The sequence below is a fragment of the Microvirga aerophila genome (genome assembly GCF_003332305.1).
GTDB classification, from domain to species: domain Bacteria; phylum Pseudomonadota; class Alphaproteobacteria; order Rhizobiales; family Beijerinckiaceae; genus Microvirga; species Microvirga aerophila.
The window spans coordinates 91,549-115,502 of the sequence record NZ_QOIO01000004.1 but is presented as its reverse complement, the minus strand read 5'-3'; the positions used below and the strand labels follow the sequence as shown (position 1 = coordinate 115,502).

23 protein-coding genes are annotated in these 23,954 nt (G+C 61.4%); 10 read left to right on the top strand and 13 right to left on the bottom strand.

Going from position 1 to position 23,954, the window contains the following annotated elements:
• Window positions 1-169 precede the first annotated feature (169 nt).
• The 3 genes from trkA to DRB19_RS03980 all read left to right on the top strand — a co-directional run bounded on the left by trkA (window position 170) and on the right by DRB19_RS03980 (window position 4,102).
• The gene (trkA, locus tag DRB19_RS03995) at window positions 170-1,555 is read left to right on the top strand and encodes a Trk system potassium transporter TrkA (protein ID WP_114184790.1); all 1,386 of its coding nucleotides are present in this window, start codon (window positions 170-172) and stop codon (window positions 1,553-1,555) included.
• Window positions 1,556-1,563: 8 nt separating this feature from the next.
• Window positions 1,564-3,054, top strand: a complete 1,491-nt coding sequence (locus DRB19_RS03990; RefSeq protein ID WP_114184743.1) for a TrkH family potassium uptake protein — start codon at window positions 1,564-1,566, stop codon at window positions 3,052-3,054.
• Between the two features lie 700 nt (window positions 3,055-3,754).
• A complete protein-coding gene (locus tag DRB19_RS03980; RefSeq protein WP_114184741.1) occupies window positions 3,755-4,102 on the top strand; it encodes a hypothetical protein in 348 nt (115 codons plus the stop codon).
• Between the two features lie 122 nt (window positions 4,103-4,224).
• Here DRB19_RS03980 and DRB19_RS03975 read toward each other — a convergent pair whose 3' ends face one another.
• Window positions 4,225-4,497 (bottom strand): DUF2312 domain-containing protein, encoded by a 273-nt coding sequence (locus DRB19_RS03975; protein ID WP_114184740.1) that lies wholly within the window; start codon window positions 4,495-4,497, stop codon window positions 4,225-4,227.
• A gap of 146 nt (window positions 4,498-4,643) precedes the next feature.
• A complete protein-coding gene (locus tag DRB19_RS03970; protein ID WP_114184739.1) occupies window positions 4,644-6,077 on the bottom strand; it encodes a pyridoxal phosphate-dependent decarboxylase family protein in 1,434 nt (477 codons plus the stop codon).
• 2,085 nt (window positions 6,078-8,162) lie between these two features.
• Between DRB19_RS03970 and DRB19_RS03960 the strand changes: the two genes are divergently transcribed.
• Window positions 8,163-8,402, top strand: coding sequence for an SMc00767 family acetate metabolism repressor (locus DRB19_RS03960; RefSeq protein WP_114184737.1), 240 nt, complete (start codon window positions 8,163-8,165; stop codon window positions 8,400-8,402).
• 262 nt (window positions 8,403-8,664) lie between these two features.
• On the opposite strand, the gene DRB19_RS03955 is transcribed toward DRB19_RS03960, so the two are convergent.
• The gene (locus tag DRB19_RS03955; RefSeq protein ID WP_114184736.1) at window positions 8,665-8,916 is read right to left on the bottom strand and encodes a dodecin family protein; all 252 of its coding nucleotides are present in this window, start codon (window positions 8,914-8,916) and stop codon (window positions 8,665-8,667) included.
• Window positions 8,917-9,087: 171 nt separating this feature from the next.
• Here DRB19_RS03955 and DRB19_RS03950 point away from each other — a divergent pair, with 171 nt between their 5' ends.
• Complete coding sequence (locus tag DRB19_RS03950; RefSeq protein WP_114184735.1) at window positions 9,088-9,279, top strand: hypothetical protein; 192 nt, start codon at window positions 9,088-9,090, stop codon at window positions 9,277-9,279.
• Between the two features lie 86 nt (window positions 9,280-9,365).
• Here DRB19_RS03950 and DRB19_RS03945 read toward each other — a convergent pair whose 3' ends face one another.
• Window positions 9,366-9,950 (bottom strand): hypothetical protein, encoded by a 585-nt coding sequence (locus tag DRB19_RS03945; RefSeq protein WP_114184734.1) that lies wholly within the window; start codon window positions 9,948-9,950, stop codon window positions 9,366-9,368.
• A 202-nt stretch (window positions 9,951-10,152) separates the two neighbouring features.
• On the opposite strand from DRB19_RS03945, the gene DRB19_RS03940 reads away from it, so the two are divergent.
• The 3 genes from DRB19_RS03940 (at window position 10,153) to DRB19_RS03930 (ending at window position 11,923) form a co-directional block, all read left to right on the top strand.
• Window positions 10,153-10,815, top strand: a complete 663-nt coding sequence (locus DRB19_RS03940; protein ID WP_420870158.1) for a metallophosphoesterase family protein — start codon at window positions 10,153-10,155, stop codon at window positions 10,813-10,815.
• A gap of 258 nt (window positions 10,816-11,073) precedes the next feature.
• The gene (locus DRB19_RS03935; protein WP_114184732.1) at window positions 11,074-11,376 is read left to right on the top strand and encodes a hypothetical protein; all 303 of its coding nucleotides are present in this window, start codon (window positions 11,074-11,076) and stop codon (window positions 11,374-11,376) included.
• A gap of 235 nt (window positions 11,377-11,611) precedes the next feature.
• Window positions 11,612-11,923 carry a hypothetical protein gene (locus tag DRB19_RS03930; RefSeq protein ID WP_114184731.1) on the top strand — a complete coding sequence of 104 codons (312 nt, stop codon included), beginning with the start codon at window positions 11,612-11,614 and terminating at the stop codon, window positions 11,921-11,923.
• 34 nt (window positions 11,924-11,957) lie between these two features.
• Here DRB19_RS03930 and DRB19_RS03925 read toward each other — a convergent pair whose 3' ends face one another.
• The 9 genes from DRB19_RS03925 to DRB19_RS03885 form a co-directional block, all read right to left on the bottom strand.
• The gene (locus DRB19_RS03925; protein ID WP_114184730.1) at window positions 11,958-13,247 is read right to left on the bottom strand and encodes an NAD(P)/FAD-dependent oxidoreductase; all 1,290 of its coding nucleotides are present in this window, start codon (window positions 13,245-13,247) and stop codon (window positions 11,958-11,960) included.
• 99 nt (window positions 13,248-13,346) lie between these two features.
• On the bottom strand, window positions 13,347-15,464 hold the full coding sequence (locus DRB19_RS03920) for an adenylate/guanylate cyclase domain-containing protein (RefSeq protein WP_114184729.1): 2,118 nt from the start codon (window positions 15,462-15,464) through the stop codon (window positions 13,347-13,349).
• Between the two features lie 133 nt (window positions 15,465-15,597).
• Window positions 15,598-16,092 carry a GAF domain-containing protein gene (locus tag DRB19_RS03915; protein WP_114184728.1) on the bottom strand — a complete coding sequence of 165 codons (495 nt, stop codon included), beginning with the start codon at window positions 16,090-16,092 and terminating at the stop codon, window positions 15,598-15,600.
• 73 nt (window positions 16,093-16,165) lie between these two features.
• A complete protein-coding gene (locus tag DRB19_RS03910) occupies window positions 16,166-17,968 on the bottom strand; it encodes an ABC transporter ATP-binding protein (protein WP_114184727.1) in 1,803 nt (600 codons plus the stop codon).
• Window positions 17,969-18,280: 312 nt separating this feature from the next.
• Window positions 18,281-18,823, bottom strand: coding sequence for an MOSC domain-containing protein (locus tag DRB19_RS03905; protein WP_114184726.1), 543 nt, complete (start codon window positions 18,821-18,823; stop codon window positions 18,281-18,283).
• Window positions 18,824-18,887: 64 nt separating this feature from the next.
• The gene (locus tag DRB19_RS03900) at window positions 18,888-19,334 is read right to left on the bottom strand and encodes a DUF488 domain-containing protein (protein ID WP_114184725.1); all 447 of its coding nucleotides are present in this window, start codon (window positions 19,332-19,334) and stop codon (window positions 18,888-18,890) included.
• Between the two features lie 15 nt (window positions 19,335-19,349).
• Entirely contained in the window at window positions 19,350-19,928 is a 579-nt protein-coding gene (locus DRB19_RS03895) for a cyclase dehydrase (protein ID WP_114184724.1), read from the bottom strand.
• Window positions 19,929-19,937: 9 nt separating this feature from the next.
• Window positions 19,938-21,116, bottom strand: coding sequence for a zinc-dependent alcohol dehydrogenase (locus DRB19_RS03890; protein ID WP_114184723.1), 1,179 nt, complete (start codon window positions 21,114-21,116; stop codon window positions 19,938-19,940).
• Window positions 21,117-21,253: 137 nt separating this feature from the next.
• A complete protein-coding gene (locus tag DRB19_RS03885; protein WP_114184722.1) occupies window positions 21,254-21,679 on the bottom strand; it encodes an NUDIX hydrolase in 426 nt (141 codons plus the stop codon).
• Window positions 21,680-21,876: 197 nt separating this feature from the next.
• On the opposite strand from DRB19_RS03885, the gene DRB19_RS03880 reads away from it, so the two are divergent.
• Together DRB19_RS03880 and DRB19_RS03875 are read left to right on the top strand one after the other, a co-directional pair.
• A complete protein-coding gene (locus tag DRB19_RS03880) occupies window positions 21,877-22,671 on the top strand; it encodes an inositol monophosphatase family protein (protein ID WP_114184721.1) in 795 nt (264 codons plus the stop codon).
• Window positions 22,672-22,864: 193 nt separating this feature from the next.
• Window positions 22,865-23,911, top strand: a complete 1,047-nt coding sequence (locus DRB19_RS03875; RefSeq protein ID WP_114184720.1) for an ABC transporter substrate-binding protein — start codon at window positions 22,865-22,867, stop codon at window positions 23,909-23,911.
• The last annotated feature ends 43 nt before the right edge of the window (window positions 23,912-23,954 follow it).

Genomic DNA, 23,954 nt, shown 5'->3' with positions numbered 1-23,954 from the left:
ATGCGAGGCCTTAGGGTCTCGGCAGAGCCACAAGCCAAGGCGCGCGAGGAGCAACTCCATCGACAGGATAGTTCCGTCCACAGATGGCTTCACCATATCTGAGCCATCTATGCGAAAAGCTGCTCTATATGGCTTTGGAGCAAAGCCTATTCGGATGATTGAGGGCGCCATGAGAGTGATCGTCTGCGGTGCCGGCCAGGTGGGCTCGACCATCGCCCGCCATCTTGCCACCGAAGGAATTGATGTGACGGTGGTGGACCTCTCGCCGGAGCAGGCCCGGCGGGCGGACGAGAGCTACGATGTCCGCGGGATGGTCGGCCACGCCTCCCATCCCGAGGTCCTCGAACGGGCCGGTGCGCGCGATGCCGACATGCTGATCGCGGTCACCCGCTCCGATGAGGTCAACATGGTGGCCTGCCAGGTGGCCTATTCACTCTTCAATGTGCGCCGGCGTATCGCCCGTGTCCGTCATCATGGCTATCTGGAGCCGATCTGGCAGGGTCTCTACGCTTCCGACCAGTTGCCCATCGACGTGATCATCTCACCCGAGGTCGAGGTCGCCAACGGCATTGTCCGGCGTCTCAGAACGCCTGGCGCCTTCGACACCGTAGCGCTCGCCGATGGCCGGGTTCACCTCCTCGGGGTCCACTGCAACACAGGCGCATGCTCTCTGGTCGGACGGCGGATGAAGGAGCTCTCCACGTCGGGCGGCTCCGGCATCGTCGTCGGCGTCATCGTGCGGAACGGTCATGCATTCGTGCCGAGGGCCGAGGATCAGGTGCAGCAGGGCGACGATGTCTATGTCATCACGGAGACGGATCGCGTGGATCGGGTCATGGCGTTTCTGGGCCATGAGGAGCAAGTCGCCCGCCGTATCGTGATCGTGGGCGGCGGCAATGTCGGCCTCAACTTGGCGAGCAGGATCGCCCGTCATGCCCCGTATGTCTCGCTTAAAGTCGTCGAGCATTCGCGGGAGCGGGCCGAGTACATTTCCCGCGAGCTCAGGGAAGCCGCCGTGGTGATCCAGGGCGATGCGCTCGACAAGGAGGTGCTCATTGAGGCCAATGTCCAGAGCGCCGAGACGATCATCGCCGTGACAAACGACGACGAGACGAATATCTTCGCTTCGGTTCTGGCCAAGCGCGAGGGCTGCACCCGAGCCATCACCCTGGTGAACAAGACCTCCTATGAGCATGTGCTGCCGGCCCTCGGCATCGATGCGGTCGTAAGCCCGAGCGCCATCACCATATCGACGATCCTGCGCCATGTGCGCCACCGCTCGATCTCCGCCCTCTATACGCTCCGAGAAGACTTCGGCGAGGTGATTCAGGCGACCGCCCAGGAGGGCTCGCGACTGGTCAGGGGTACGCTGCGGGATGCCGGAATGCCGGACGGCATGCTGATCGGAGCCATCGTTCGCAACGGGGAAGTGATCATTCCGACCAGCTCGACGCGGGTGCATCCCGGCGACAACATTATCGCCGTGGTGGCCTACCGGGCATTGCGCAAGGCCGAGGCGATTCTGGCCGGCCCGACGCACGACACAGGGGATTAGGCCGAACGATGCGTGAGAAATTGTTTTCAGGCGCGTGGGCCCCGCCATACATCCGTCCGGTCTTCCACCTGACGGGGCGCATGCTCCTCGCCCTCGCGGCAGCCATGCTCCTGCCTGCAGGCGTCGACACCCTCACGGGCGATCCGGACTGGAGAGCCTTTCTGATCGGGAGCGGCATCACCTTCGCCTGCGGCGCGGCCCTGACCCATGTGACCCGTTGCCGGCTGTCTGGCGGGCTGACCCTGCGCCAAGCCTTTCTTCTCACGCCGGTTGCATGGACGACCATCGCTCTGTTCGGCGCCATTCCCCTCTACATCTCCGACTATTCCCAGCTGAGGGACCACTTCACCAACGCGTTCTTCGAGTCCGTCTCCGGCCTGACGACGACTGGCGCAACCGTGATCGTTGGCCTCGACGACGCCCCACAGGGGATTCTTCTGTGGCGGGCGCTCCTGCAATGGCTCGGCGGCATCGGCATCATCGGCGTCGCGATTTCGATCCTGCCAACCCTCGGCGTCGGCGGCATGCAGCTGTTCCGGACGGAGTCCTCCGATCGCTCCGAGAAGGTCATGCCGCGCGTACGGGAGATCGCGACCGGGATCGTCCTGATCTATGTGGCCCTCACGGTGGCTTGCGGGCTTGCCTACTGGCTGGTGGCGATGACGCCATTCGAGGCCGTTGCCCATGCGCTGACGACGGTCTCGACGGCCGGGTTCTCGACCTCCGACATCTCGATGGCGCGCTGGGACAGCGCCTCCCTGCATTGGATTGCGACCTTCTTCATGCTCTCGGGCGCCGTGCCGTTCGTGCTTTACCTGCGCCTGTTCCAGGGACAGCGGGATGCCCTACGCGACAGCCAGGTCTGGTTTCTGGTCGGCCTGCTCGCGGTTGTGATCGTCGTCGTCGCGGCATGGCTGACTCTTGCAGGCAAGCACAGTGCTGCAGACGCGCTGCGGTTGGCCGCCTTCAATGTGGTGTCGGTGGTGACGACGACCGGCTATGCCACTGCGGACTACACGCTGTGGGGCAACCTCATGATCGGGCTGTTCTTCGGTCTCATGTTCGTGGGCGGCTGCACCGGATCCACCTCGGGCGGGATGAAGATCTTCCGCTTTCAGGTGATGATCCGCATGCTCCAGAGCCAGTTCCTGCGTCTGCTCTACCCGCGGGGGGTGTTTCCCCGGGTCTACGCAGGCCGGCTGCTGCCGGACGACGTGATCGGGTCAGTGGTGGTGTTTTTCTCACTCTATTTCATCTGCTATAGCGCGCTCACGGTCGCTATGATGGCGTTCGATCTCGACTTCCTGACCAGCGCCAGTGCCGCCGTGTCAGCGCTGTCGAATATCGGTCCGGGCCTTGGTCCGATCATCGGCCCAGCCGGCAACTTCGCCATGCTCCCGGACGCCTCCAAGTGGCTCCTGTGCTTTGGCATGCTGCTGGGGCGGCTGGAGTTGTTCACGGTGCTGATCTTGTTCTTTCCCCAGTTCTGGCGCGGGTAGAGTTGATCTGTCCTTGCTCATGTCCCACGTGCTGCCTCGGTGAAGTCGCAGGAGAGCCTGCCTTTCAAACTATTGTTAGGCCAGGGCTGAGGAGGTCTTTCGTGCCAGGGCAGCTATCCGCTTATGTCTCCCTCCTCTAGCCGACGAAATCGGCACCGAGCCGAAGTAGGCCGAGCGCCCACAATTGTATGGGTAAGCCGACCTTTGCACGGCCATGTTTAGGGGCACAGTTTGACCCAAGGTGGACCTTTCGCTGCCACTTACAACCGTGCTTGAGAGGTTTGACGGCGAAATCCTCGTTTCCGTCTCCTCGTGCTGCGAACCGAAAGGCCACGCTGTCATTGTCATGGTTGAGGATGATTGCTCCTCGGCACGGCCAGCTTTTGGCCTCAATAAAAGAGGAACTGACATGGCTACGAACAAGAAAGACGGTACTTCGCAACCCAGCAAGGGGCGGAAGGCCTCGGAGAGCTCCGCGTCAAAGCCCGCCTCCCGATCTGCCGCCAAGAAAGGGACCTCCGCTTCCAAGCGTGCGCAGCCCAAGGCAATGGCGGGATCCCGATCCGCAACGAAGTCCCAGGCTGTTTCCGCGAAGTCCCGCTCCTCCGCAGGATCGCGCACAGCAGCACGCTCAACCTCCGGCGCGTCAAGATCGCCTTCTACGACGCGGGCCCGCTCCGCATCCCGCTCGCAGGGCAGCATGTTGAACCCGATGGCATGGCTCTCGAGCCTTGAGACAACGCTCACCTCGCCGCAGGCACGCGCCGTGATGGCGGAAGCCCTCAGGGCAGTCGCGAACGTACTTGAGAGGCCACAGGGCAGCGAGCAGGGACGGGGCAGCGGAACGCAGCAAGGCAGGGACGCCGTGTCGGCCGCAGGAAGCCTCGGCGCTGAGATCGTCGCTGCTCCGCTGGAGGTCGCCGCGGCTGCCATCGGTGCCGCCGGCCAGGTCATGACGAGCGCACTCGGCGGATCATCGGGCGAGGACAGCGGCTCCGGCGCCAGCCGGAAGGGTGGCAGGCGCACCTCCCCGCGGAAGAAATCATAACGGCCGGCAACTAGCCAGCCTAATGACCTGACGATCGGCCAGACGGCTGCGCGTTGCGAGGGAAAATAAAAAGGCCGCCTCATTGTAGGCGGCCTTTTCACCTTCAGAGCTCTAGGACGTTGTCAGGCTGCCTCGGCAACAGGTGCAGGGCCGGCTTCGTCCATAGCCCGCATGTAGACGTCGAGGAGGGTATCGTGCTCGTCGCGCTCGTCCTGATCCTGCTTGCGCAGTTTGATGATCTCCTTAAGGACCTTCACATCAAAGCCCTCGCCCTTGGCCTCGGAGAAGACTTCCTTCTTGGCCTCGTTCAGGTCCTTGATCTCGTTCTCGATCTGCTCGATGCGCTCCACGAACGAGCGGATCCGACTACCCGGAATTCCAGCGACGTCACTCATGGCTTCTCCTTTGCCGTACGTAGGCCGGCACTATCGGCCAAGGGAGTAAGCGGCCCGTTAATTCGGAGCAGCAGCCGCGCAGGAAGCATCAACAGGGAACGTCAGGACTGGGCACTCCCTGGACTAAAGATCTTGGTCGGCTTCACCTATCGAGAGAAGCGAATATCCCGCCACGCGCTCAAGATCGCCTCAGCGGAGCGATCAACGTCCGCTACCGTGGTCGTGCCTGAGATCACCGACAGTCGCATTACCCATTCGCCCTTCCACTTCGCCCCACCGGCAAAAAGGGTAGCGTCATCCTGGATCCGTCGGATCGTTCGAAGGGTCAGGCTATCTCCTTCAGTCAAAGGCTCGTTCGATCCGAAGCGGACAATCACTTGGTTGAGCACCACGTCATTGACGATGCGAACTCCGGACTCCCCTGCCAAGCGCTGAGAAAGACGTTGCGCCAGCAGACAGTGCTCCTCGACCATGCTGGCGATCCCTTCGCGCCCGAGATGACGGAGCATGGCCCAAGTGGCAAACCCCCGTGCTCGACGGGATAGCTCTGGGACGTAATGAGATGGGTCACGCTCGCCCTCGCTAATACCCGGTAGATAACTGGCGGCACTGGTCATAGCTCGTCTGTGAGCTTCGGCATCCCGAACAATGGCGTAGCCGCAATCATAAGGCGTCTGGAGCCACTTATGCCCATCTGTAGCCCAGGAATCTGCTGCCTCTATTCCGACACCAAGGTGAGCGCGGCCTGGACAGGCCCGCGCCCACAGACCGAATGCGCCATCAACATGCACCCAGGCTCCATGCGCGCGGGCTTTCGAAACGATGCTGGAGTGATCATCGAACGCCCCGGTGTTGATCTGGCCAGCCTGTGTGATCACAATCGTTGGCTGTTGGCATCGAGAGAAAGCCTGGGCGAAGGCATCTGGGCGCATGCGTCCCTGGTTATCTGTTTCAATTCGGATGACCCGGTCATGACCGAGACCCAGAAACTGCAACGCGGAGAATACGGTCGTATGGGCCTCGTCTCCGATGAGCACGTGAATGGAAGGTGCTCCAAAAAGGCCACTGCGCTCCACATCCCAGCCTACTCGGCGCAGAACCTCACCGCGGGCCGCGGCCAGGCAGACGAAGTTCGCCACTGTGGCTCCTGTCACAAAGCCAATGGAGGCTTCCCGCGGAAGATCCAACAGATCGAGCAGCCACTGAGCAGAGACGGTTTCAGCGGCTGCCGACGCGGGAGAAGCCGTGTGGTTACCGGCATTTTGCCCCCAGACGGAGGTGAGCCAATCCGCAGCAACGCCAACCGGATGCGAGGCCCCAATAACCCATCCAAAGAAGCGTGGTCCTGTGGTGGCGTGGAGACCAGGGGAAGCCCGTTGGACGAGTTCATGGATCACGTCCTCAGCCGGCGTGCCGATCTCAGGAGTGGGTGCAGCAAAAGTAGCCACGGCGTCCGAGTACGTATGTTCAGGTCGTTGAGGACGTTGACCGATGCCGTTTCGATAACGAGAAGCTTCGGATACGACCGTCTTGAGCAGCGCGTTCGTCAGGCTCCCGTCAGTAGCTTTGCTCCGGTCCATCGTTTGGGCTCCCGGCAACCTCGCCACAACGTGAAGCGGCGATTTGGCTGTAACAACCAGTGACAGCGTACCGCGGCCTCCAGAGAGAACGCAAGGTCACTTCCCCTTAGATATGAGCTGATGACGGGAGGCATTGCGTTCGATGCTCTCTGAACGACAGGATCAGGAAGCGACGCAAGAGGTCCATGCTCACCTGTTAAGTGAGGCCCTAGGTCTCAGACCGAGGTCTGTTTTTCGGCTCGTCTGGAAGATCTATAGGTGTGCCATCAACCATCCTCCGGGATCAACCTGGAGATAATTTCGTGGAGCGCCAATGTTCGAGGAAAAGTATGGGTTCGAGTTCACGACTGAAGTGTCCAATAGGATCCTCAAGCACATGATAGGCTGGCCGTTGCTTATAGGCCTTCTCTGGTACTTTGCTTGATCGCATCGGAGGCCTCAACGCAGGAGCCCCAATCGCTCGGCCATGATCTCCTTGAAATAGCGGCTGGGCAAAATGTCGACCATCATGACGCGGTCGTCAGAACCTCGTGCTTGGTCTTGCGGCGCACGTGCGCTTCGGTCCCGCCGAAGCAGGCTGACTACTCATGGCTTGTCGAGAGTTCCATCCTAGGTTCAATCTCCCAGTTGGGAAGCTGAGCGAACGGATCAGCAGGCTGTGTGCGCATCCGCCTGCCGTTCACGATGCAACTATCTTCGCAGATGCTGCGCTGGGCTCGCCGATTGATTGATTCGAGGCGGAGGTTCCGTTGGTCTTCCTGCTCCTGCGCCTTTTTTCGTGCCTCGTCTGGGAAGTAGAACGGTCTTTGCTGCCGTTCCTGCGCCATGCAGAACGATGCAACCAAGATCCCTGCCAAGCCAAGAGGGACTGCTTTTAGCGAGTTTCTCATGAACATTACGTAGCGGAAAGCATCATAGGAGGAAACTCCGCGTCGCGAGGATCCTCTGTCACCCGGGCTCTTACTGCGTCAAAAAACTTGGCCTCTCGGTCTGTTTTTCCCTCGACCCGACGAACGACCCGGAGTGAACCAATTGCTGTTCACAGCTTCGGTGGAATTGACGAAATCAACGACACCGAGAAACAACACAAACGAGGCGAGGAAGAAGCCGACGCTCAATACGAGGATCATAAGCCAGTCCATGGTCCTGCCCCTCATGGCTAACAGAACTGACTATGATCCTACTCTGAGTCGCCAACAATATTCTTCAAAGGATTACCTCCATTGAAAGGAAGGCTGGCCTATCTCACACATGGCTGACCAACGTGCAGCGATAGCTGAGGTCAGAGGCCATGGGCGCGCCCCTGTGGATGGTAAGGCTCGGAGCGCCGCTCACACGTCACGGCAGCTTAGATGGGTGCAGTACCAGCCTCCGGGCTGCCCTGCCTTAGGGCCCCCTCTCGGAAGCCAATCGCAGCAACTGAGAGGGTGTATCGTTTGAGCACGTGTGAGAGTGCTTTTGCGGTCCTTCGACGACACGTTATTGGGATACGAAGGCCGAGGCCAGGATTGTAGTTGCGTAAGCTGACAGTGCAAAGACAGGGCCAAGGACAGTGGCCGACACAAGCAGGGCGAACGAGAGTTTAAGGGTACGCATCACGGGACTCCTTCACTTCTGAGTCGCAAGCCTAGCCCGAAAGTCTTAACCTTAAGCAAACCTTGGCTTTAAGAGTCCGCCGCCCTCTACCAAATTGAAGCCCCATTCCTAAGTTCACCTAGGGCCGCGCCTCTCGATACGGAGCATGGCTAGTGGCTTCATCCTTTGAACTCGTTCTTCTCCTGTCCCTTGCAGGGCTTACGGGAGCTATCGGGCTTCGCTTCATGTGGATCAGCCATAGACCACCGCCACTTAGGAGACGAAAGCATGCGGACGTTGATCCGATCATTAATCCGAGCCTGCGGATCAAAGTTTATGCCTCAGGCGATGCATTCATCCCGATGCCAGACCATTTGAAGACCCGGGATGAGATGGTGGCTTGGATGACCAAGGAATTACCGAGGCTTACCGCTGCTCCATCGAAATAGTGGGTGCCCGGCGGTCCCTCGTGGCTGTACCATGGCCACTAACGCGGGAGACACAACAGCAATGACCACATCAGATAAGCCCCAAATGAAAAACAGGATTGAGGAGGCCTCATCCTCAATGTCCCCTGAGCAAGAATCTGCAATTCGTATTCTGGCCAATGAACTGCACAGAGTTAATGAAGCTGTTGCGAACTGCGTTCAGAATGGCCTGTCCGTGGAGTTACAAAGGGTGAAGCGGGTTCATTCCGACGAAGGCTACTGGGGTGACATGATCGTTCCTATCATCGTGAAACAGAGGTGAAGGGATTATCCTGTCAGCACTTTCTCTTCAGTCATGACCGTCTCGCTACCGATGATTTGCCCTTGTCATCAGAAGCAAAGAAATAAACATGAAAAAGCCCCGTCCCAAGCACCTTGAACGAGGCTGAGTCTGCCAGGGTGGATCAGGGGATTTTGCCGCGGGAAGTGCGAGAACACCTCCGCACGGAGTCAAGCCTTCGTCTTGATCACTTCTCTATGCTCTCACAGCGCAGCTAGGTGCAACGCTTCTCACACACGCATTCTTACTCGACGCCCAGGATTTCCTCGTTGCCCATGCTCCTCACGCTCTCGCTGTCGTCGAGCTGGAAGGCAATCTTCAGGATGACCCTGAACTGAGTGACTCTGTTGGCATCAACCGCGGCCTCGAACTCCTTGACCCAGACGGAGCGAATGTTCCGCAGCGAGCGCGAAGCGCGCTCCACTGCTTGCCGGGTGGCATCCTCCCAACTCTCGGAGGATTGGGACGACAGCTCAATCATCTTGACGATCGACATGTTTCCCTCCTTCGTGACGTCCTGAACGGGCGTCTAGAGGGAAAGCGCAAGGCCTGCCGCCGTTCCTGGCAAGAAAGGATTAACGCGGCGCGAGCGTCCTCACCTACGCTCCTAAGAATGGCGCGCTGCTGCTATAGTAGCTGTGTCCTTTGGTGACTTCGGAGGAGTGCCATGACCAGTGACGCATTCAAGGTCGGTCAGATTGTCAGGGTAAGAGCAACTGCCCACAACCTCCCACGCGGCTCCTACAGAGTTCTTCGGGTTCTCCCGGCCACAGCCGGTGGGGTTGCCCTGTACTGCATCAAGAGCGAAGCCGAGATGATTGAGCGCGTCGTTGAGCAGCAGGATATTGAGGCGGCATAGGCTGCACGAGCCCCGTTCCAATCAGGCTCGGCTTCTCCCCTTGAGAGGGAGAAGCACTCAAGCAGCAGTTCGATTGCGGCTTACGATCAATTGAGAACCTGGCAGGACTTCGGCACGCCGGGCGCCGGATCCCCGAAGGCCCGGTTGTCGCACGGGGTGCCGTCACGGGACACCCGCTCGACGAAACGGCCCCGGGCTCCGTACCGGACCCTCCTGACCCCACGGAAGTCGCAGAAGCCATGCTCTCGGGCGCAGCTTTGCCAACCCATCATGTCGTCGCCTCTGTCGCGGCCGCGGAAATCGTCTCGCGGCCCGTCGAATCTCCTGCCGGGTCCATCAAACCCTCTGTCTGGACCACCGAAGCCCCTGCCCGGTCCGTCTCCCGGCCAGCCGTCGCCGCCTCTGCCGTATCCCCGGGCGATGTAGGCGCAGCGCTTCGGAATACCTGGAGCAGGATCGCCGAAGACCTCGTTGCTGCAAGGGATGCCACGCCCTCCGACCTCGCGGGCCGAGCTGCGGCCGGGGATGCCATAGATGACGCGAGTCGGATACGGCACACGGCAAAAGCCGTGCTCCTGCGCACAAGGGACAAGATCCTGCGCGACCGCCGCCGGCATGGCGACGATTGATGCGCCGATGGCGAGCGTTGCTGCTACGAGTGAACGAAGCATGTTCTTTCCTCCACAAATGATCGCGGATGCTACGCTTCCCTACATTAACAATCGAATAATGTAGCAATCGGTCGCGGGCCCTCCCGGAAGAGTGACCTCAAGGCATGCGCCGCGTAAATCGTGACATAAGCCCGAAAGACCAGCGTGTTGTAGGCGCTCTGCCCTGCGCATCGGCCCCGAGAGACCTATATTTGCGCCGATGATGACTTACGCGATCGGTGACATTCATGGACGGCAGGATCTTCTCCTGCTGCTGCTCGACAGGATTCGCGATCACGCGGGGGATCGTCTCCACAAGCTCGTTTTTCTCGGGGACTATATCGACCGCGGCCCCGACAGCGCAGCCGTCATCGAAACTGTCCTGACGCTTCAGGATGCACGGCCTGAGACGGTCATGTGCCTCATGGGCAACCATGAGAGCATGCTGCTTAGAGCCGTAAGCGACCCAACGGTCACCTATTGGTGGCTGCGCAATGGAGGGGACGCAACGCTTGTGTCCTTCGGCGTGCGCGAGCCGGCCTCCCTGCCGGCCCACGTCCTAGAATGGCTCAGGAGCCTGCCGGTCTCGTTCGAGGACGAGACGCATTATTATGTCCATGCGGGACTCAGGCCCGGCCGGCGCCTCCAGGAGCAGTCGGACGAGGACAAGCTCTGGATCCGGGAGCCCTTTCTCGATGTGGACTGGGACTTCGGGAGGCACGTGGTCCATGGGCATACCCCGGTTCTGACAGGCGGCCCCGAGACACGCCCTTTCCGCACAAACCTCGACACCGGAGCCGTTTTTCAGGGCATTCTGACTGCGGGGATCTTCGATGAGCGGCAAGGACCGCCCACGGGTTTCATCAGCGCTTCCCTGCCTGACTGAACAATCAGCCGAAGAGCCTCTCCTTAACCCGGGCGCATGGCTGGAAATCGCTACGTTGTTTCCTATAATTCATTGGTGTGGGAGAGTTCGCGACAGCGATGGGCCGCAGAAGGAAAATCTTTACCAAAAGCCATGATTCCGCAGGAATCCGCAGGTTACCTTAGCTTGCCGGATAGCTCTGAGCCCTAAACGGTTCCATGATAAATTCGGCTTGGTTAGTCAGTAAAACCTCACCTGCCGGTGGGGAGGGTCCCTAATATGACGGGTTTCGACGAGGAGTACGCCAGACGGGTCCGCGAGGAATGCTTCAGGGCGATCCTGGAAGCGTCGGTTCGGGATGGAAAGCTCCACTTGAGCGAGCCGGAGATCTACGATGGCGTCATGAGCGCCATCGCGATGATCCATTCCTCGCAAGACCAGACCCCGTCGGTGGAGGCGACCGCGCAGGTATCAGAGGCCATCGCTCGCCATTTCCGCCAGAGGGTCAAGGAACTCAAAGCCGCCAAGGAACAGCTTGGCGTATCGCTGGCTGACGCCGGCAACGGCGAGAACGTGCATTGATCCCGAAGGCCGGACTCAAGCGATTGTGATGTAGGTCGTTAGGCCTGCAAAAACCTGCCCCCGCGTCGATAAAGCCTTGGGAATCTGCGCTATCGGCGTGACAACCCTCCGGCCCTGCGAGGAGAACTGGCCTTGATGGCCCACTGCTGTCCGGCCTTTTGCCGTCATCTTCCCTTGCGGAGTATACAAGGACAGGCTGGATAAGGATCATTGAGATTCGCCACGGGAGCCTTTCATGACGTCATCTTTCTCCGCCTGCCTCGCGGTCGTCCTGGGATTGTCGATACCGACGATGGCCCTTGCGGCAGAACAGGAGCCGTCCCGCGACCAGGACGAGATGCAGGCTCAATTCCGCTCGGGCGAGCGCACCTACTTCCGCGAGCACAGGCTCCGCGCTTACGAGCAGACCAGGGCCGACACTCAGCAAGGGGCAACGTGCGTCACTCCCAAAGGCGTCTGCTGGATTGTGGACCCGCTGCCGCAAGGCGACTCATGCTCGTGCCAGAGCCGGCGTTTCGAAACCTTGCACGGGACCGTGGGGGGCTGAGCAAAATAACCCCGGACGCATCGCCCAAGGCGCTCTACCGGGAGCGGTATTCTCTTGCGGCGTCCGTTGCCTGGTAGGTCCAGTAAGTCAATTGGGCGGCGGCTTTTCCGAAGATGCCGCCGTTCCAGACAAGGCCAAAGGGTTCGAAAAGACGGTACCGGTCGCTCGCGCCGGCGATGCCCTCTGCAATGACGGTCCCACCGATGGCAGTGGTGTTCATGCCATGTCCTCCGAAGGCCGTGCAGAACCAGACACCTGGCTTCAACTGGCCGATTTGTGGCATCAGATGGCGTGCATAGGACATGAGGCCAGACCATGCCACGTCCACCTTCAAGTCCGCGAGTTGCGGATATGTCGTCACCATCTCGCGCCGGAGCATGGCCGCGATATCGCGCGGATCGGTTGTCCTGGTGGTGATGCGTCCACCCCAGAGGATGCGGCTTCCCCCATCGACAGCGCGATAGTAATCCCCTGCCCGGCGGTCATCGAGCACTGCCGCCGACGTGCGGATGGCGCTTTGGACGAGTTCCGGCGCGTGCTCGCTGAGAAGCACATAGGTGGCGATCGGCAGATACGCGCTTCGAAGCTCCGGAAGAACGCCGTCGGTATACCCTCCGGTTGTGAACAAAACCTGCGCCGCGGAGATTTCAGCGTCCGCGGTCCGCAAGACTTTTCGTGGCTGATCGAGGCGAGCGGACATCACGGACGAGTTTTCATAAATCGACACACCAAGGCGAGCCGCCTCCCGCGCCAGGGCGCGTCCGTAATTCAGGGGGTGGAAGTGAAAAGCGCCCTCGTCGAGAACCGCCTCGCGGTATTTCGGCGAGGCGAACATCTCCCTGGTCTCATCTCCAGACAGGTAGCGCAGGTTCAGGCCGAAATCCCGCCTCAGCTTATCGGACGATGCGCGTAGGGCTCCGCGTGAATCGTACCGGAGCGCCTTGGCGATGCCGGCGACCGGATGCGCCGACTTGATGTCGAGATCAGCAATGTTCCGGCGCATGATCTCAACGCCCTCCATGGAGAGACGATAAAGTTCCTTTGCCCCGGCGGCTCCGACGCGTCGCTCGATCTGGGCGAGCCCAGTGGCGTAGCCCGCTGAGACGAACCCGCCGTTCCGGCCCGATGCACCCCAGGCAATGCGGCGCGTCTCGAGAAGCACGACGGATCGTCCGTATCGGGCGAGGGTCAGAGCGGCCGTCAGACCAGCCAGTCCGCCACCGACGATGCATATATCGGCCTCGATCCTGCCATTTGCGCTCGGATATATTTCAGACGTGTCGAGGGTGCGGCTGTAATAACAATCGATGTAGGACGCGGACATGACTTGGTGCGATGCGGGGTGGAACATTCGGCATAGAGGCGTTCAGGTCGGTCTTAGCGCAGGTCCTGAGCACGCCGCACAATAAGCCCGGCCTGAACGTCATTCGGCCTGCGAAGGCTGCAGGTTAGCATGGCAGCGTTGCAGATAAACCTGAAAAAGCCGATCGCCGGGCGCGATGGCGGCAAGCTCGTCGAGTTTGGAGCACGCACCTCTCCAGTCCCCGGAGTCATAGCTCGAACGGGCTTGCTCCCAGGCGGGCAGTGTCTCGAGGCGGTCGGCCGGCGCCTTCAGTTCCGGCTCGTCGGGGTCGAGCGCGCCAAGGAGTTCATACACGGCGATCGGCTGGTGGGCCCCGTCCGGAACCGTTTTGTCCACATAGCGAAACACATACTGGTCCTTCGTGGCCTCGCGCACCGCCTCGCTGACCAGAATGGCTGTCCCATAGCGCTTGTTCAGCTTCTCGAGTCGGGATGCCATGTTCACCGTGTGGCCGAGAGCCGTATAGTTGATCCGATCCACGGACCCGACATTGCCGACCACGGCCTCGCCCGTGTGAAGCCCAAACCGCGTCGGCATGGGAGCTCCGCCTTCAGTGATAAACTCGGCATTGAGATGGTCCAGGCGACGACTGGCGCGCAGGGCCCCGAGGCACGCAAGGGCCACGTGATCCTCGCGCTCCTCGGGCGCGTTCCAGAACGCCATGATGCTGTCGCCGATATACTTGTCGATCGTCGCGCCGGAGCGCACCAGTTCGGCCCCCACCTCGCTGAAGTAGCGAGAGGTCTTGGACATGACCTGCTCGGGATCAAGGCCTTCCGCCATGGTGGTAAAGCCCGCCACATCCGTGAACAGCAGCGTGACGGGCTGACGTTTTCCGCCGAGTTCGGACGAAAAGGTGCGCCCGATAATGCGGCGCACGAGAGCGGCCGGCACATAGCGCATGAAATTGCGCAGGGCGAGTTCGAGCGTGTCGATGGCGCGGGACAGCTCCTGCACCTCGATCACATGGGACTGGGCCGGCTGCGTCTGTCCGAACTCGAACTTCATGATGCGGCGGATATCGCCGGTGGCGCGCCTCAAAGGCAGCGCCAGGTGGCGGGATGCCAGCAGGACGATCAGCAGCGCGAAGATGACGGAGCCGCCGCTGATGACCAGAAGGCTCAAGCGGATCTGTTCGGCCGGTCCCATCATCGTGTCGTAGGGCACGGCAAGGCTGATGAAGAGATTATCGAAGCCGTCGCCCACCTTCTCCGTGCGGCCGAAATAGCGTTCGCCGTTGACGGTGAAGGATGCATTCCGCTCCTGCTGTCCGGGCGCCTCCTGGAAGACCTTGTACATGCCGCTGAGAAGCGGCGATTTCAAGTCGTCCACCGTCAGCAGCCTGTTCTCCTGATCGGCTTGGCGGATCATGCGGTAGGAGTTGCCGTGGGGATGCGCGATCAAGGCGCCGGATGCATCGAAGACCAGGAGTTCCAACTCCGGCGGAAACCGCAGCCGGTCCAGAAACTGGTCGAGGCTCGCCAGGGTCATGTCGACGCCAAACACCACGCCGGGCTTCTGTCGGGCCTCCCGCGCCAGGGTGATTCCGGCCTCCGGCACGTTGCCGAAGCGATAAGGGGGCGTCAGAACCGTGCCTGGACTCGCCAGGCCGAAGCCATACCAAGGACGTTTGCGGGGATCGAAGGCCGTCGGCTGTGGGGCGATCCTGCGAACTTCCCTGCCGTCTTGGTCGGCAACGATCCAGCGGACCATCTGCCCGTCGGGGCTAGGCTCGACGATCATGAAAGCGTACACGCCGTCCTTGAGATCCGTGCTGATCTCCGGAGGCTTCGCGTCATCGATGAGCTGGGTGACCACATGGGTGCCATCGGGCCGGCCCACGAAGATGCCCATGGCGGCGGGCAGAACCTTTTCGAGATCCTTGAGCACCAGGGTCAGGGTCGTGGCGAGTTGCTCCGGGGGCAATTCGGGATCAATGGTCAGGGTGGCGGTATCGAGGACGGATCCGGCAATCCGCAGGCTGCCGGCGAGCTCGTTCCTGACGTTCCCGGCGATCCTTTGAAAGTCGCCCTCGGCGTCGCGAAGGGTAAGCGTGGTCAACTGCTGATGGTTGAAGCCGATGAGCGCGGCCGAGATTGCCAGGACGATCAGGGTGAAGACCAGCGCGACGACAGCCTGGAGAGACCAGCCAATGGACTTCTGCGTCACGCGCTGCATCGCCCATCATCCATGAAAGGCATCCGGTTTCGCCGCACAGGACGGCTTGACCATTAGTAGCACGCAAAACGGGCCTCAAGAAAGGGACCCGAGGCGGCCCACAGGGTGGACTGCTCTGGATGGTCCGGCGCCGCTAAGGGAGCTCAGAGGCGTTCAGGTAAATCTGGACCAGCTGCTCGCAGCCCTGGCGGTCCACCTCGTCGAAACGGGCCGGGCTCGGGCTATCGAGATCGAGAACGCCTAGGACCTCCCCATTCTTGACGAGAGGCACCACGAGCTCGGACCGGGAGGCGCTATCGCAGGCGATGTGGCCCGGGAACGCATGAACGTCCGGCACGACCATCGAGGCCTTCCGCTCCACCGCCGTGCCGCACACGCCCCGCCCGACCGCAATGCGGACGCAGGCGGTCTTGCCCTGGAACGGCCCCAGGACGAGTTCCGGCCCGCGCATGAAGTAGAAGCCGGCCCAGTTCAGATCCGGCAGCAGATCATAGAGCAGGGCCGACATGTTGGCGGCGTTCGCAATGGCATCCGGTTCACCTTCCAGCAACCCCGAGAGCTGCTGAGCGAGGGAAGCGTAAACGTCCTGCTTGCTGGCGGACGCTGGAAGAGCTGCGGTCTGGAACATCAGGCTGATTTATGAAGCCCGCCTGCACTTGTCCAGGGGCAGTCGAACGAACCGCCCTTAGACGGAACAGAACTCACTCCGCCGCCATGTCCGGCCGGGTGAACATGAGCCCTTGGTGGTCGCACAGGCGGCGATAGAGGCCGCCCCTGCCGTACAGGCTTGCATGGGAGCCTTCCTCCACGATTCGCCCCTTGTCGAACACGATGATGCGATCAAGAGCCCGCACCGTCGAAAGGCGGTGGGCGATCACGATGGAGGTACGGCCTTCCATGAGCCTTTCCATGGCTTGCTGGATCAGCGTCTCCGACTCGGAATCGAGCGCGGAGGTCGCCTCATCCAGGATCAGGATCGGCGCATCGGCCAGGAATGCGCGAGCGATGGCCACCCGCTGGCGCTCACCGCCCGAGAGCTTCACGCCCCGTTCGCCCACGAGGGTCGCATAGCCCTTCGGCAGACGCATGATGAAGTCATGGGCGTTGGCGAGTTGCGCGGCGCGCTCGATCTCCACCATGCTGGCGCTCGGACGCCCATAGGCGATGTTCTCCGCAAGCGAGCGGTGAAACAGGATCGGCTCCTGCTGCACGATGGCAATCTGACCGCGGAGCGACGACTGCTTCACCTCGGCTATGTTCTGACCGTCGATCATGATCCGGCCGCCCGTGACGTCGTACAGACGCTGGATCAGCTTAACGAGGGTGGTCTTGCCTGACCCGGACGGCCCGACGAGTCCCACCCGCTCGCCTGCGCGGATGTTCAGCGAGAGGTCGTGGTAGAGCGGTGTCGCGTGGCCGGCATAGTGGAAGTCCACATGATCGAAGAGGATCTCGCCGCGCGTGATCCGGATCACCTTGGCGTCCGGCCCGTTCTTCACCTCCGTCTTCTCGGCATGGATGGCAACGAGCTCCTCCATGTCGTTCACGGAGCGACGAAGATTGTTGATGTGCATGCCGACGTCGCGCAGGTAGCCGTGGATCACGAAATAGGTCGTGAGCACATAAGCCAGATCGCCCGGCGTCGCCTGACCGCGCCACCAGAGCCACAACGCCGTGCCGATGATCGCGGCGCGGATGCCGAGCAAGGCGATGAACTGCACGGTTCCGCTGTTGGTGCCCCGTTGCCAGACCCGGCGGGTGCGGCTTTCCCACTTATCGAGGACGCGCAGCAGGCGGGCATCCTCCCGCGTCTCCGCGCCGAAGGCCTTGACCACCGCATTGCAGTTCAAGGCGTCCGCAAGGGTGCCGCCCATGCGCGTGTCCCAGGTGTTCGCAAGCCGCGTCGCCGGCGCAACGTAATGCGTTGCAAGGAACGCCGTCATGACGATGTACGCGACGGTTCCGATGGCAATGACGAGTCCCATGACCGGCCAGTGCAGGCCCAGCACGACCATCGAACCCAGCAGCACCACAAGCGATGGGAGCAGCGCCAGCAGAAGCGTATCGTGCATGAGATCGAGCGCCCACATGCCGCGCGTGATCTTGCGCACGGTGGAGCCCGCAAAGCTGTTGGCATGCCAGTCCGTCGAGAAACGCTGCACGCGGGCAAACGCGTCCTGCGCCACCCGTGACATGACGCGCAGGGTCAGCTCAACGATGCCATAAAAGGCCAGGTGCCGCATGACGATGGTCAGGAGGCCGAGGCCCGTCATGACCGCGAAAGCGACCATCGCCGTATGCAGCGCAGCCTCGCGGCTGACGCTGCCCGCCGCAATCGCGTCCACGAGTTGTCCGGCAAAGACCGGCATGAACACGTCGGCCAGAGTGGAAACCATCATGGTGGTGACGACAAGCGCTACGTAACGCGGCTCCTCGCGCCAATGACGGAATGTGAAGCTCAATACATCACGGGTTGAATCCCCGTTCTTCATCTGCTGTGTCATCGTTCGGCCAGGCAGCACAAAGGCGTGCCTCTCCTTGAAAGTCCGGAGGAGCGATGAGTAGAAGCCGCTTTCAGCAAGCGCCCGGTATCGCTCTCAATGTCGGTCGTGGGGAAGGTTTAAGGGTACAGGACCCGGTGGTCCCGCTTCGTCCGGCCTAACGCTTTGGTGCTGGCTCGATGACGGGAGGAATGGTCGGCAAGCATACGACAGCCATGCAGTCCTCCCTCGCTTGAAAGCTAAACCTGACGAATATGTAACGTATTCACGTCGAATTGGCAACCGGGGACAGTAACGGGCGAGAACCGGCGTGATTCAGACGCATTCAAGCGCATGATGCGGCCCTTGCGGGAGTTCGATCCGGATCGGATCGCCCGGCCCGATGTCGCCCCCTTCGACGACGATCGCCATCACGCCAGACTTGCGCACGAGACGTCCCTCGCCGTCACGTCCCAACAGTGCTTTCATCAGGCCTTTCTGAAAGCGATCGATCTGGACACAAGGATTGCGCAGGCCCGTCACCTCGATCACGGCCTCGCCGCCAAGGTGGAGCCGCGTTCCCCTCGGCAGCGCAAGAAGATTGATGTCCCGGGTAGTAACATTCTCACCAAGCTCGCCGGCCGAAACGTGAAAGCCTTGTGCCTGCAGCTCGTCGAACAGTTCGGCATGAATGAGATGCACTTGGCGCAGATTTGGCTGGCTCGGATCTTTTGCTACGTGGAAGCGATGCTTCACGGTCGCGCCTCGATGCGCATCGCCTTCGACGCCCAATCCCTTCACGAGGCGAATGCTCATCTGGTTCTGCTTGCCGAAGCGGTGGCGCAGGCTGCAACTGACGGCCGTGATGATCGCATTCATGTTCTTTGCGCTCGGGGTTCGCTGGGGACAACGGAACGCCGCGCAAAGACCTTGTCAAGGCGACTTACAAGACAGTGAGATCGACGATCTCCCAGCCTTGCTCGGCCAGCCGTTGCGCCAGAACGCGGCGATGGCAGTTTTCCGGATCCCGCTCGAAGCACAGGAGACAGATAGGTTGATCGCCCGCCAGGACTGCGAGTTCCCGGAAGGCATCCTGCGCCGGAGCCGAGGTCAGCACCTCCTCGCAGTAGATCCGCCGCATCAGCGCGCTGTCGCCTGCCCGCGCCGCCTGACGCCCCTCCTTGGGAGTTCCGAGTTCTCTGAAATGACGGTAGCCGATGTCCTGACCCGCTAGCGCGTCGCGTAAGGCGGATTTGGAGAACCCGCGCTTTCGCGAAAGCGCCACGGCCCGGACATCCGCAAGCGTCTCTACGCCTGCGTCCTTCAAAGCCATGAGGAAGCGGTCAACATCCGCTCCCTCATAGCCGATCGTGAAGACACGCTTCGCCATATGGCAGCATGTATCCTACATGGACGGCTGCGGGGTTCCGGGCGCCTGAGGCTGCGTCCAGGGTCGCAGCGCGTCGGGGATGCGCATGTCGCGCGGCATCTCGAAATCCCTTGCGGCGCCCCGCATCTCGTTCGGCGACCGGGGCAACCCGCTCCGATCGCTGTAGTCCCAGCGCTGCTCTCTGTTCGACCTGTCGGACTCCCCCGTGAGGGCGTTGGCGCAGTAGATGTCGAGCGCCGTGGCGCCGGCGACCGCGCCCATGGCAATCATGACGTTGTCCCGGTGAGCCCTCGGATCGCTGAGGCCCTTGCCCAGGGTCGCAAGATCGAGCGCGTCGCCGGCGACGCGGCCCCACACCCATGGCGTCGGATCCTTCGACGTCAGAATGCCGACGCCCTTGACGATCTCGCGTACCCCATAGGCGCGGATCAGCGTTTCATGCTGCTCCATGCCAAGCCAGCGGGCCACGCTCCGGCCGCCAAAGACCTCGATGGCGCCAAGCGCAATGCTGAACCATCCTAGACCCTGTGCGAGAGCGTGGGCCGAAGAGTTGTTGTGATGGCCGTGAGACCGGCCTTCGCGATGATGAGCCATGGCGGCACCTCAGCTGGTTTTGAGAACGACCTTGATGCAGCCGTCCTTCTTGTCACGGAAGATTTCGTACATCTCGGGCCCCTGCTCGAGGCCCACCGTATGCGTGATGACGAAGGACGGATCGATCTGACCTTCCTCGATGCGGCGCAGGAGATCGTCGCTCCAGCGGTTCACGTGGGTTTGCCCCGTGCGGATCGTCAGTCCCTTGTTCATGACGGCGCCGAACGGGAGCTTGTCGACGAGGCCGCCGTAAACGCCCGGAACGGAGATGACGCCGGCGGGACGGCAGACATAGATCATCTCGCGCAGCACGTGCGGCCGGTCGCTCTCCAGCATCACGGCCTGCTTGGCGCGATCATAGATCGTGTCAGGCTGGCGCAGGGACACATGCGATTCCATGCCGACGGCGTCGATGCACTTCTCCGGCCCCTTACCTTGGGTAAGTTGATTGAGCCGTTCGATGACGCTCTCCTCATCGAAGTTGATGGTGATCGCTCCGCCCGCTTTCGCCATGCTGAGACGCTCGGGCAACCGGTCGATGGCGATGACCTGCTTGGCGCCAAGAAGAATGGCGCTGCGGATCGCCATCTGGCCGACCGGTCCGGCGCCCCAGATCGCAACCGTATCGGTCGGCTGGATATCGCACTGCACGGCTGCCTGCCATCCGGTCGGAAAGATGTCTCCCAGGAAGAGCACCTGCTCGTCCGTCAATCCATTCGGAACCTTGATGTGCGTGGTATCGGCGAAGGGAACGCGGACATATTCCGCCTGTCCGCCCGGATAGCCGCCGGTCAGATGGGTATAGCCGAACAGGCCTGCCGTCGTGTGGCCGAAGGCCGTGGCGGCCAGTTCGGCATTGCGGTTCGTGCGTTCGCAAACCGAGAAGTTCCCACGCTTGCACTGATCGCATTCGCCGCAGATGATGGTGAAGGGGATGACCACCCTGTCGCCGACCTTGAGCTTGCTCTTGGCTTCCTGCCCGACCTCGACGACCTCGCCCATGAACTCATGGCCCATGATGTCGCCCTTCTTCATGCCCGGCATGAAGTGGTCGTACAGGTGGAGATCGGAGCCGCAGATGGCGCAGCTGGTGACCTTGATGATTGCGTCGCGGGGCTGTTCGATCTGCGGATCCGGAACGGTATCGCAGCGGATGTCGCCTTTTCCATGCCAGCGCAGAGCTTTCATAAGTCGTCTCCCCTTCATCGTGAGTCACGGATGGCCGAGCCCCGGCGGCCCGTCGACAGAGGAAAGACTTCTTGGATGCCTTTGCGTTCCCTTACGCCCGGCAAAAATCGGGATGATGGCTCCAAACGCCGGTGCTGTCAGAGGCTTTCCGGCAGGCTGAGGATAAGCTGGGCAAGAGCAGGCTCGAGCACCTGATGGGCCGCCTCCTCCACGTCGAACCATCGTGCGTCGCGCTGCCCCTTTTCGCGCCAGGAGCTGAGCTGTTTCGAGACCTCGAGCGGATAGACATCGACCCGGCACAGATCGAAATGCGCTGCCCGCCGCTTCCAATAATCATAATGGCCGAGAGGCTTCGGCTTGATCTCTCCCTTGACCCCCGCCTCCTCGACCGCCTCCTGGGCGGCCGCCTTATGGGGCTTCTTACCCTTCATCGGCCAGCCCTTGGGGATGAGCCAACGCTTGGTCTCCCGCGACGTCACGAGAAGGACCTCGATCCTACCGTCCTTGATCCGGAAAGGGAGAGCCGCAACTTGGCAGAACTGTTCTTTTGGGCTCTTGGGCATTCGGAAAGGGTGGGGATTTCCTGACGATGTTGCTAGCAGCCTAGTTGATTGAAGCCGGCTAATAAAGGATCAATTCAGCGGGTCATGGAGACATTGTCTTTCGCCCCGAAGGCAGATTCACGCAAATCTGGCAGATGACGATGACGGCCTGACGATAGCGAGCAGGCTTTTTTGATCCTGGGAGGCGAACGGAAGCCATGACGACGGACGGTTTGGAAACGAGGTTCGCAGCGGCCTGCGCAACGGCCTGGGAGGCCGGCCTTCTGGCTCGCAGGTGCTTTCTCGAGCGACCGCGCTCGCAGCTCCCGGATTTCAAGGGCCATCAGGACTTCCTGACCGCGACGGATGCCGAGGTGGAGGAGCTGATCAGAGCCCGGTTGCACGAGCTCTTCCCCAACGATGCCTTCTTCGGCGAAGAGGGAGGCGGCTCCTTCGAGAGCGATGTATGGGTCGTGGACCCGATCGACGGTACGGCGAACTTCGCCCGCGGCATTCCCCATTTCGCCATTTCGATCGCCTTCGTTCGCGACGGCCGGACCGAAATCGGCGTGGTCTACGACGTGATGCAGAACGAGGTTTACACCGCTCTGCGGGGCCGCGGCGCGCGCCTCAACGGCGAACCGATCCGCGTGAGCGGCCTTTCCCAGATCCGCCAAGCGACCGTCGAAGCCGGTTGGTCCTCCCGCCTCGCCCACGACCCATACATTGCCGTGGTGGAGAATCTGAAGGCGGCTGGCGCGAACGTACGCCGGGCAGGCTCGGGAACCCTTGGCCTCGCCTATGTGGCGGATGGGCGGATTGACGCCTATTGCGAGCTCCACATCAATTCCTGGGACGTCTTGGCGGCTCTTCTCATCATCGAGGAGGCTGGCGGCTGGACCAACAATTTCCTGGCCAAAGACGGCTTACGAAAGGGTAACCCCGTCCTCGCTTGCACGCCGGAACTGGCGGATCTTCTGATCGCCGCAACCGGAATTGCCAAGGAGCCGTGAGCTTGCCAAGGCCGCCGGGGACGGGGTGTGACGCGTCCGAAGCGCCTCCCTCCCGGCAGGCAGTCCTCAGGCCGCGCCTCGTTATCCTAAAAGGCAGCTTCAAAACTTCGGCAAAGCTCTTGACCGGCAGACGCAATGGATGGAGCTTAGCCAGCCAAACAAAAACAAATAAATCCAACGGGAGGATCAGTTTATGAGCAAAAGAAGACATCTCATCGCTGCCAGCATGCTGGCAGGCACGGTTACGGCCTTCTCCTTCATGTCCGCCGGCACGGCTCAGGCGCAGGGCGCGCTGGTCATGTATTGCGGCGTGCAGGAAGAATGGTGCCGCGCCATGACCACCGCCTTCGAGCGGGAAACCGGCGTCAAGGTCTCCATGACCCGCAAAAGCGCCGGCGAAGTGTTCGCCCAGGTGAAGGCGGAAGCCGCCAATCCCCGCGCGGACATCTGGTGGGGCGGCACGGGCGATCCCCACATGCAGGCGGCCGAAGAGGGCCTGACCGTGGAATATAAATCGCCGAAGATGGGCGAGCTACAGGACTGGGCCGTTCGCCAGTGGGAGCAGTCCAAGAACCGCACGGTCGGCATCTATTCGGGTGCGCTCGGGTTCGGCTACAACACCGAGCTCGTGAAATCGAACGGCATTCCCGAACCCAAGTGCTGGGCCGACATCCTCGGCGCCAAGCTGAAGGACGAGGTGCAGGTCGCCGACCCGAACTCATCCGGCACGGCCTACACCCTGCTCGCCACCATCGTGCAGCTCATGGGCGAGGACAAGGGCTTCGAGTACCTGAAGTCCCTGCACAAGAACGTCAACCAGTACACCAAGTCCGGCGCCGCGCCGGCCAAGGCCATGGCCCTGGGCGAGACTACCGTCGGCATCGCGTTCATGCACGACATCGTCACCATGGTGGTGGACAAGGCTCCCATCAAGGTGGTCGCTCCATGCGAGGGAACCGGCTTCGAGATCGGCTCCATGTCGATCATCAAGGGCGCCAAGAACCTGGATAACGCCAAGAAGTTCTATGATTGGGCCCTGACGCCCGCAGCCCAGAAGATCGGAGCCGAGGCCAAGTCTTATCAGGTGCCCTCGAATAAGAGCACTCCGGTTCCGGCCGAAGCGCCGAAGCTCAGCGAGATCAAGCTGATCAACTTCGATTTCGCGAAGTACGGCTCTTCGGAAGAGCGCAAGCGCCTGCTGTCCAAGTGGGACGCAGAGGTGAAGAACCTGCCGAAATAGTCTGGCGGCAAGTCCCGCTCGGCGGAAAGACCTCGTTTCGCCG

Coding starts and splice junctions, on each gene's coding strand:
- DRB19_RS03930 (WP_114184731.1), top strand. CDS start 11,612: ATGACGTCATCTTTCTCCGCCTGCCTCGCGGTCGTCCTGGGATTGTCG.
- DRB19_RS03940 (WP_420870158.1), top strand. CDS start 10,153: ATGACTTACGCGATCGGTGACATTCATGGACGGCAGGATCTTCTCCTG.
- DRB19_RS03890 (WP_114184723.1), bottom strand. CDS start 21,116: ATGAAAGCTCTGCGCTGGCATGGAAAAGGCGACATCCGCTGCGATACC.
- DRB19_RS03875 (WP_114184720.1), top strand. CDS start 22,865: ATGAGCAAAAGAAGACATCTCATCGCTGCCAGCATGCTGGCAGGCACG.
- DRB19_RS03990 (WP_114184743.1), top strand. CDS start 1,564: ATGCGTGAGAAATTGTTTTCAGGCGCGTGGGCCCCGCCATACATCCGT.
- trkA (WP_114184790.1), top strand. CDS start 170: ATGAGAGTGATCGTCTGCGGTGCCGGCCAGGTGGGCTCGACCATCGCC.
- DRB19_RS03960 (WP_114184737.1), top strand. CDS start 8,163: ATGACCACATCAGATAAGCCCCAAATGAAAAACAGGATTGAGGAGGCC.
- DRB19_RS03920 (WP_114184729.1), bottom strand. CDS start 15,464: ATGCAGCGCGTGACGCAGAAGTCCATTGGCTGGTCTCTCCAGGCTGTC.
- DRB19_RS03925 (WP_114184730.1), bottom strand. CDS start 13,247: ATGTCCGCGTCCTACATCGATTGTTATTACAGCCGCACCCTCGACACG.
- DRB19_RS03910 (WP_114184727.1), bottom strand. CDS start 17,968: ATGACACAGCAGATGAAGAACGGGGATTCAACCCGTGATGTATTGAGC.
- DRB19_RS03975 (WP_114184740.1), bottom strand. CDS start 4,497: ATGAGTGACGTCGCTGGAATTCCGGGTAGTCGGATCCGCTCGTTCGTG.
- DRB19_RS03935 (WP_114184732.1), top strand. CDS start 11,074: ATGACGGGTTTCGACGAGGAGTACGCCAGACGGGTCCGCGAGGAATGC.
- DRB19_RS03915 (WP_114184728.1), bottom strand. CDS start 16,092: ATGTTCCAGACCGCAGCTCTTCCAGCGTCCGCCAGCAAGCAGGACGTT.
- DRB19_RS03970 (WP_114184739.1), bottom strand. CDS start 6,077: ATGGACCGGAGCAAAGCTACTGACGGGAGCCTGACGAACGCGCTGCTC.
- DRB19_RS03955 (WP_114184736.1), bottom strand. CDS start 8,916: ATGTCGATCGTCAAGATGATTGAGCTGTCGTCCCAATCCTCCGAGAGT.
- DRB19_RS03885 (WP_114184722.1), bottom strand. CDS start 21,679: ATGCCCAAGAGCCCAAAAGAACAGTTCTGCCAAGTTGCGGCTCTCCCT.
- DRB19_RS03880 (WP_114184721.1), top strand. CDS start 21,877: ATGACGACGGACGGTTTGGAAACGAGGTTCGCAGCGGCCTGCGCAACG.
- DRB19_RS03980 (WP_114184741.1), top strand. CDS start 3,755: ATGTTGAACCCGATGGCATGGCTCTCGAGCCTTGAGACAACGCTCACC.
- DRB19_RS03895 (WP_114184724.1), bottom strand. CDS start 19,928: ATGGCTCATCATCGCGAAGGCCGGTCTCACGGCCATCACAACAACTCT.
- DRB19_RS03950 (WP_114184735.1), top strand. CDS start 9,088: ATGACCAGTGACGCATTCAAGGTCGGTCAGATTGTCAGGGTAAGAGCA.
- DRB19_RS03945 (WP_114184734.1), bottom strand. CDS start 9,950: ATGCTTCGTTCACTCGTAGCAGCAACGCTCGCCATCGGCGCATCAATC.
- DRB19_RS03905 (WP_114184726.1), bottom strand. CDS start 18,823: ATGAATGCGATCATCACGGCCGTCAGTTGCAGCCTGCGCCACCGCTTC.
- DRB19_RS03900 (WP_114184725.1), bottom strand. CDS start 19,334: ATGGCGAAGCGTGTCTTCACGATCGGCTATGAGGGAGCGGATGTTGAC.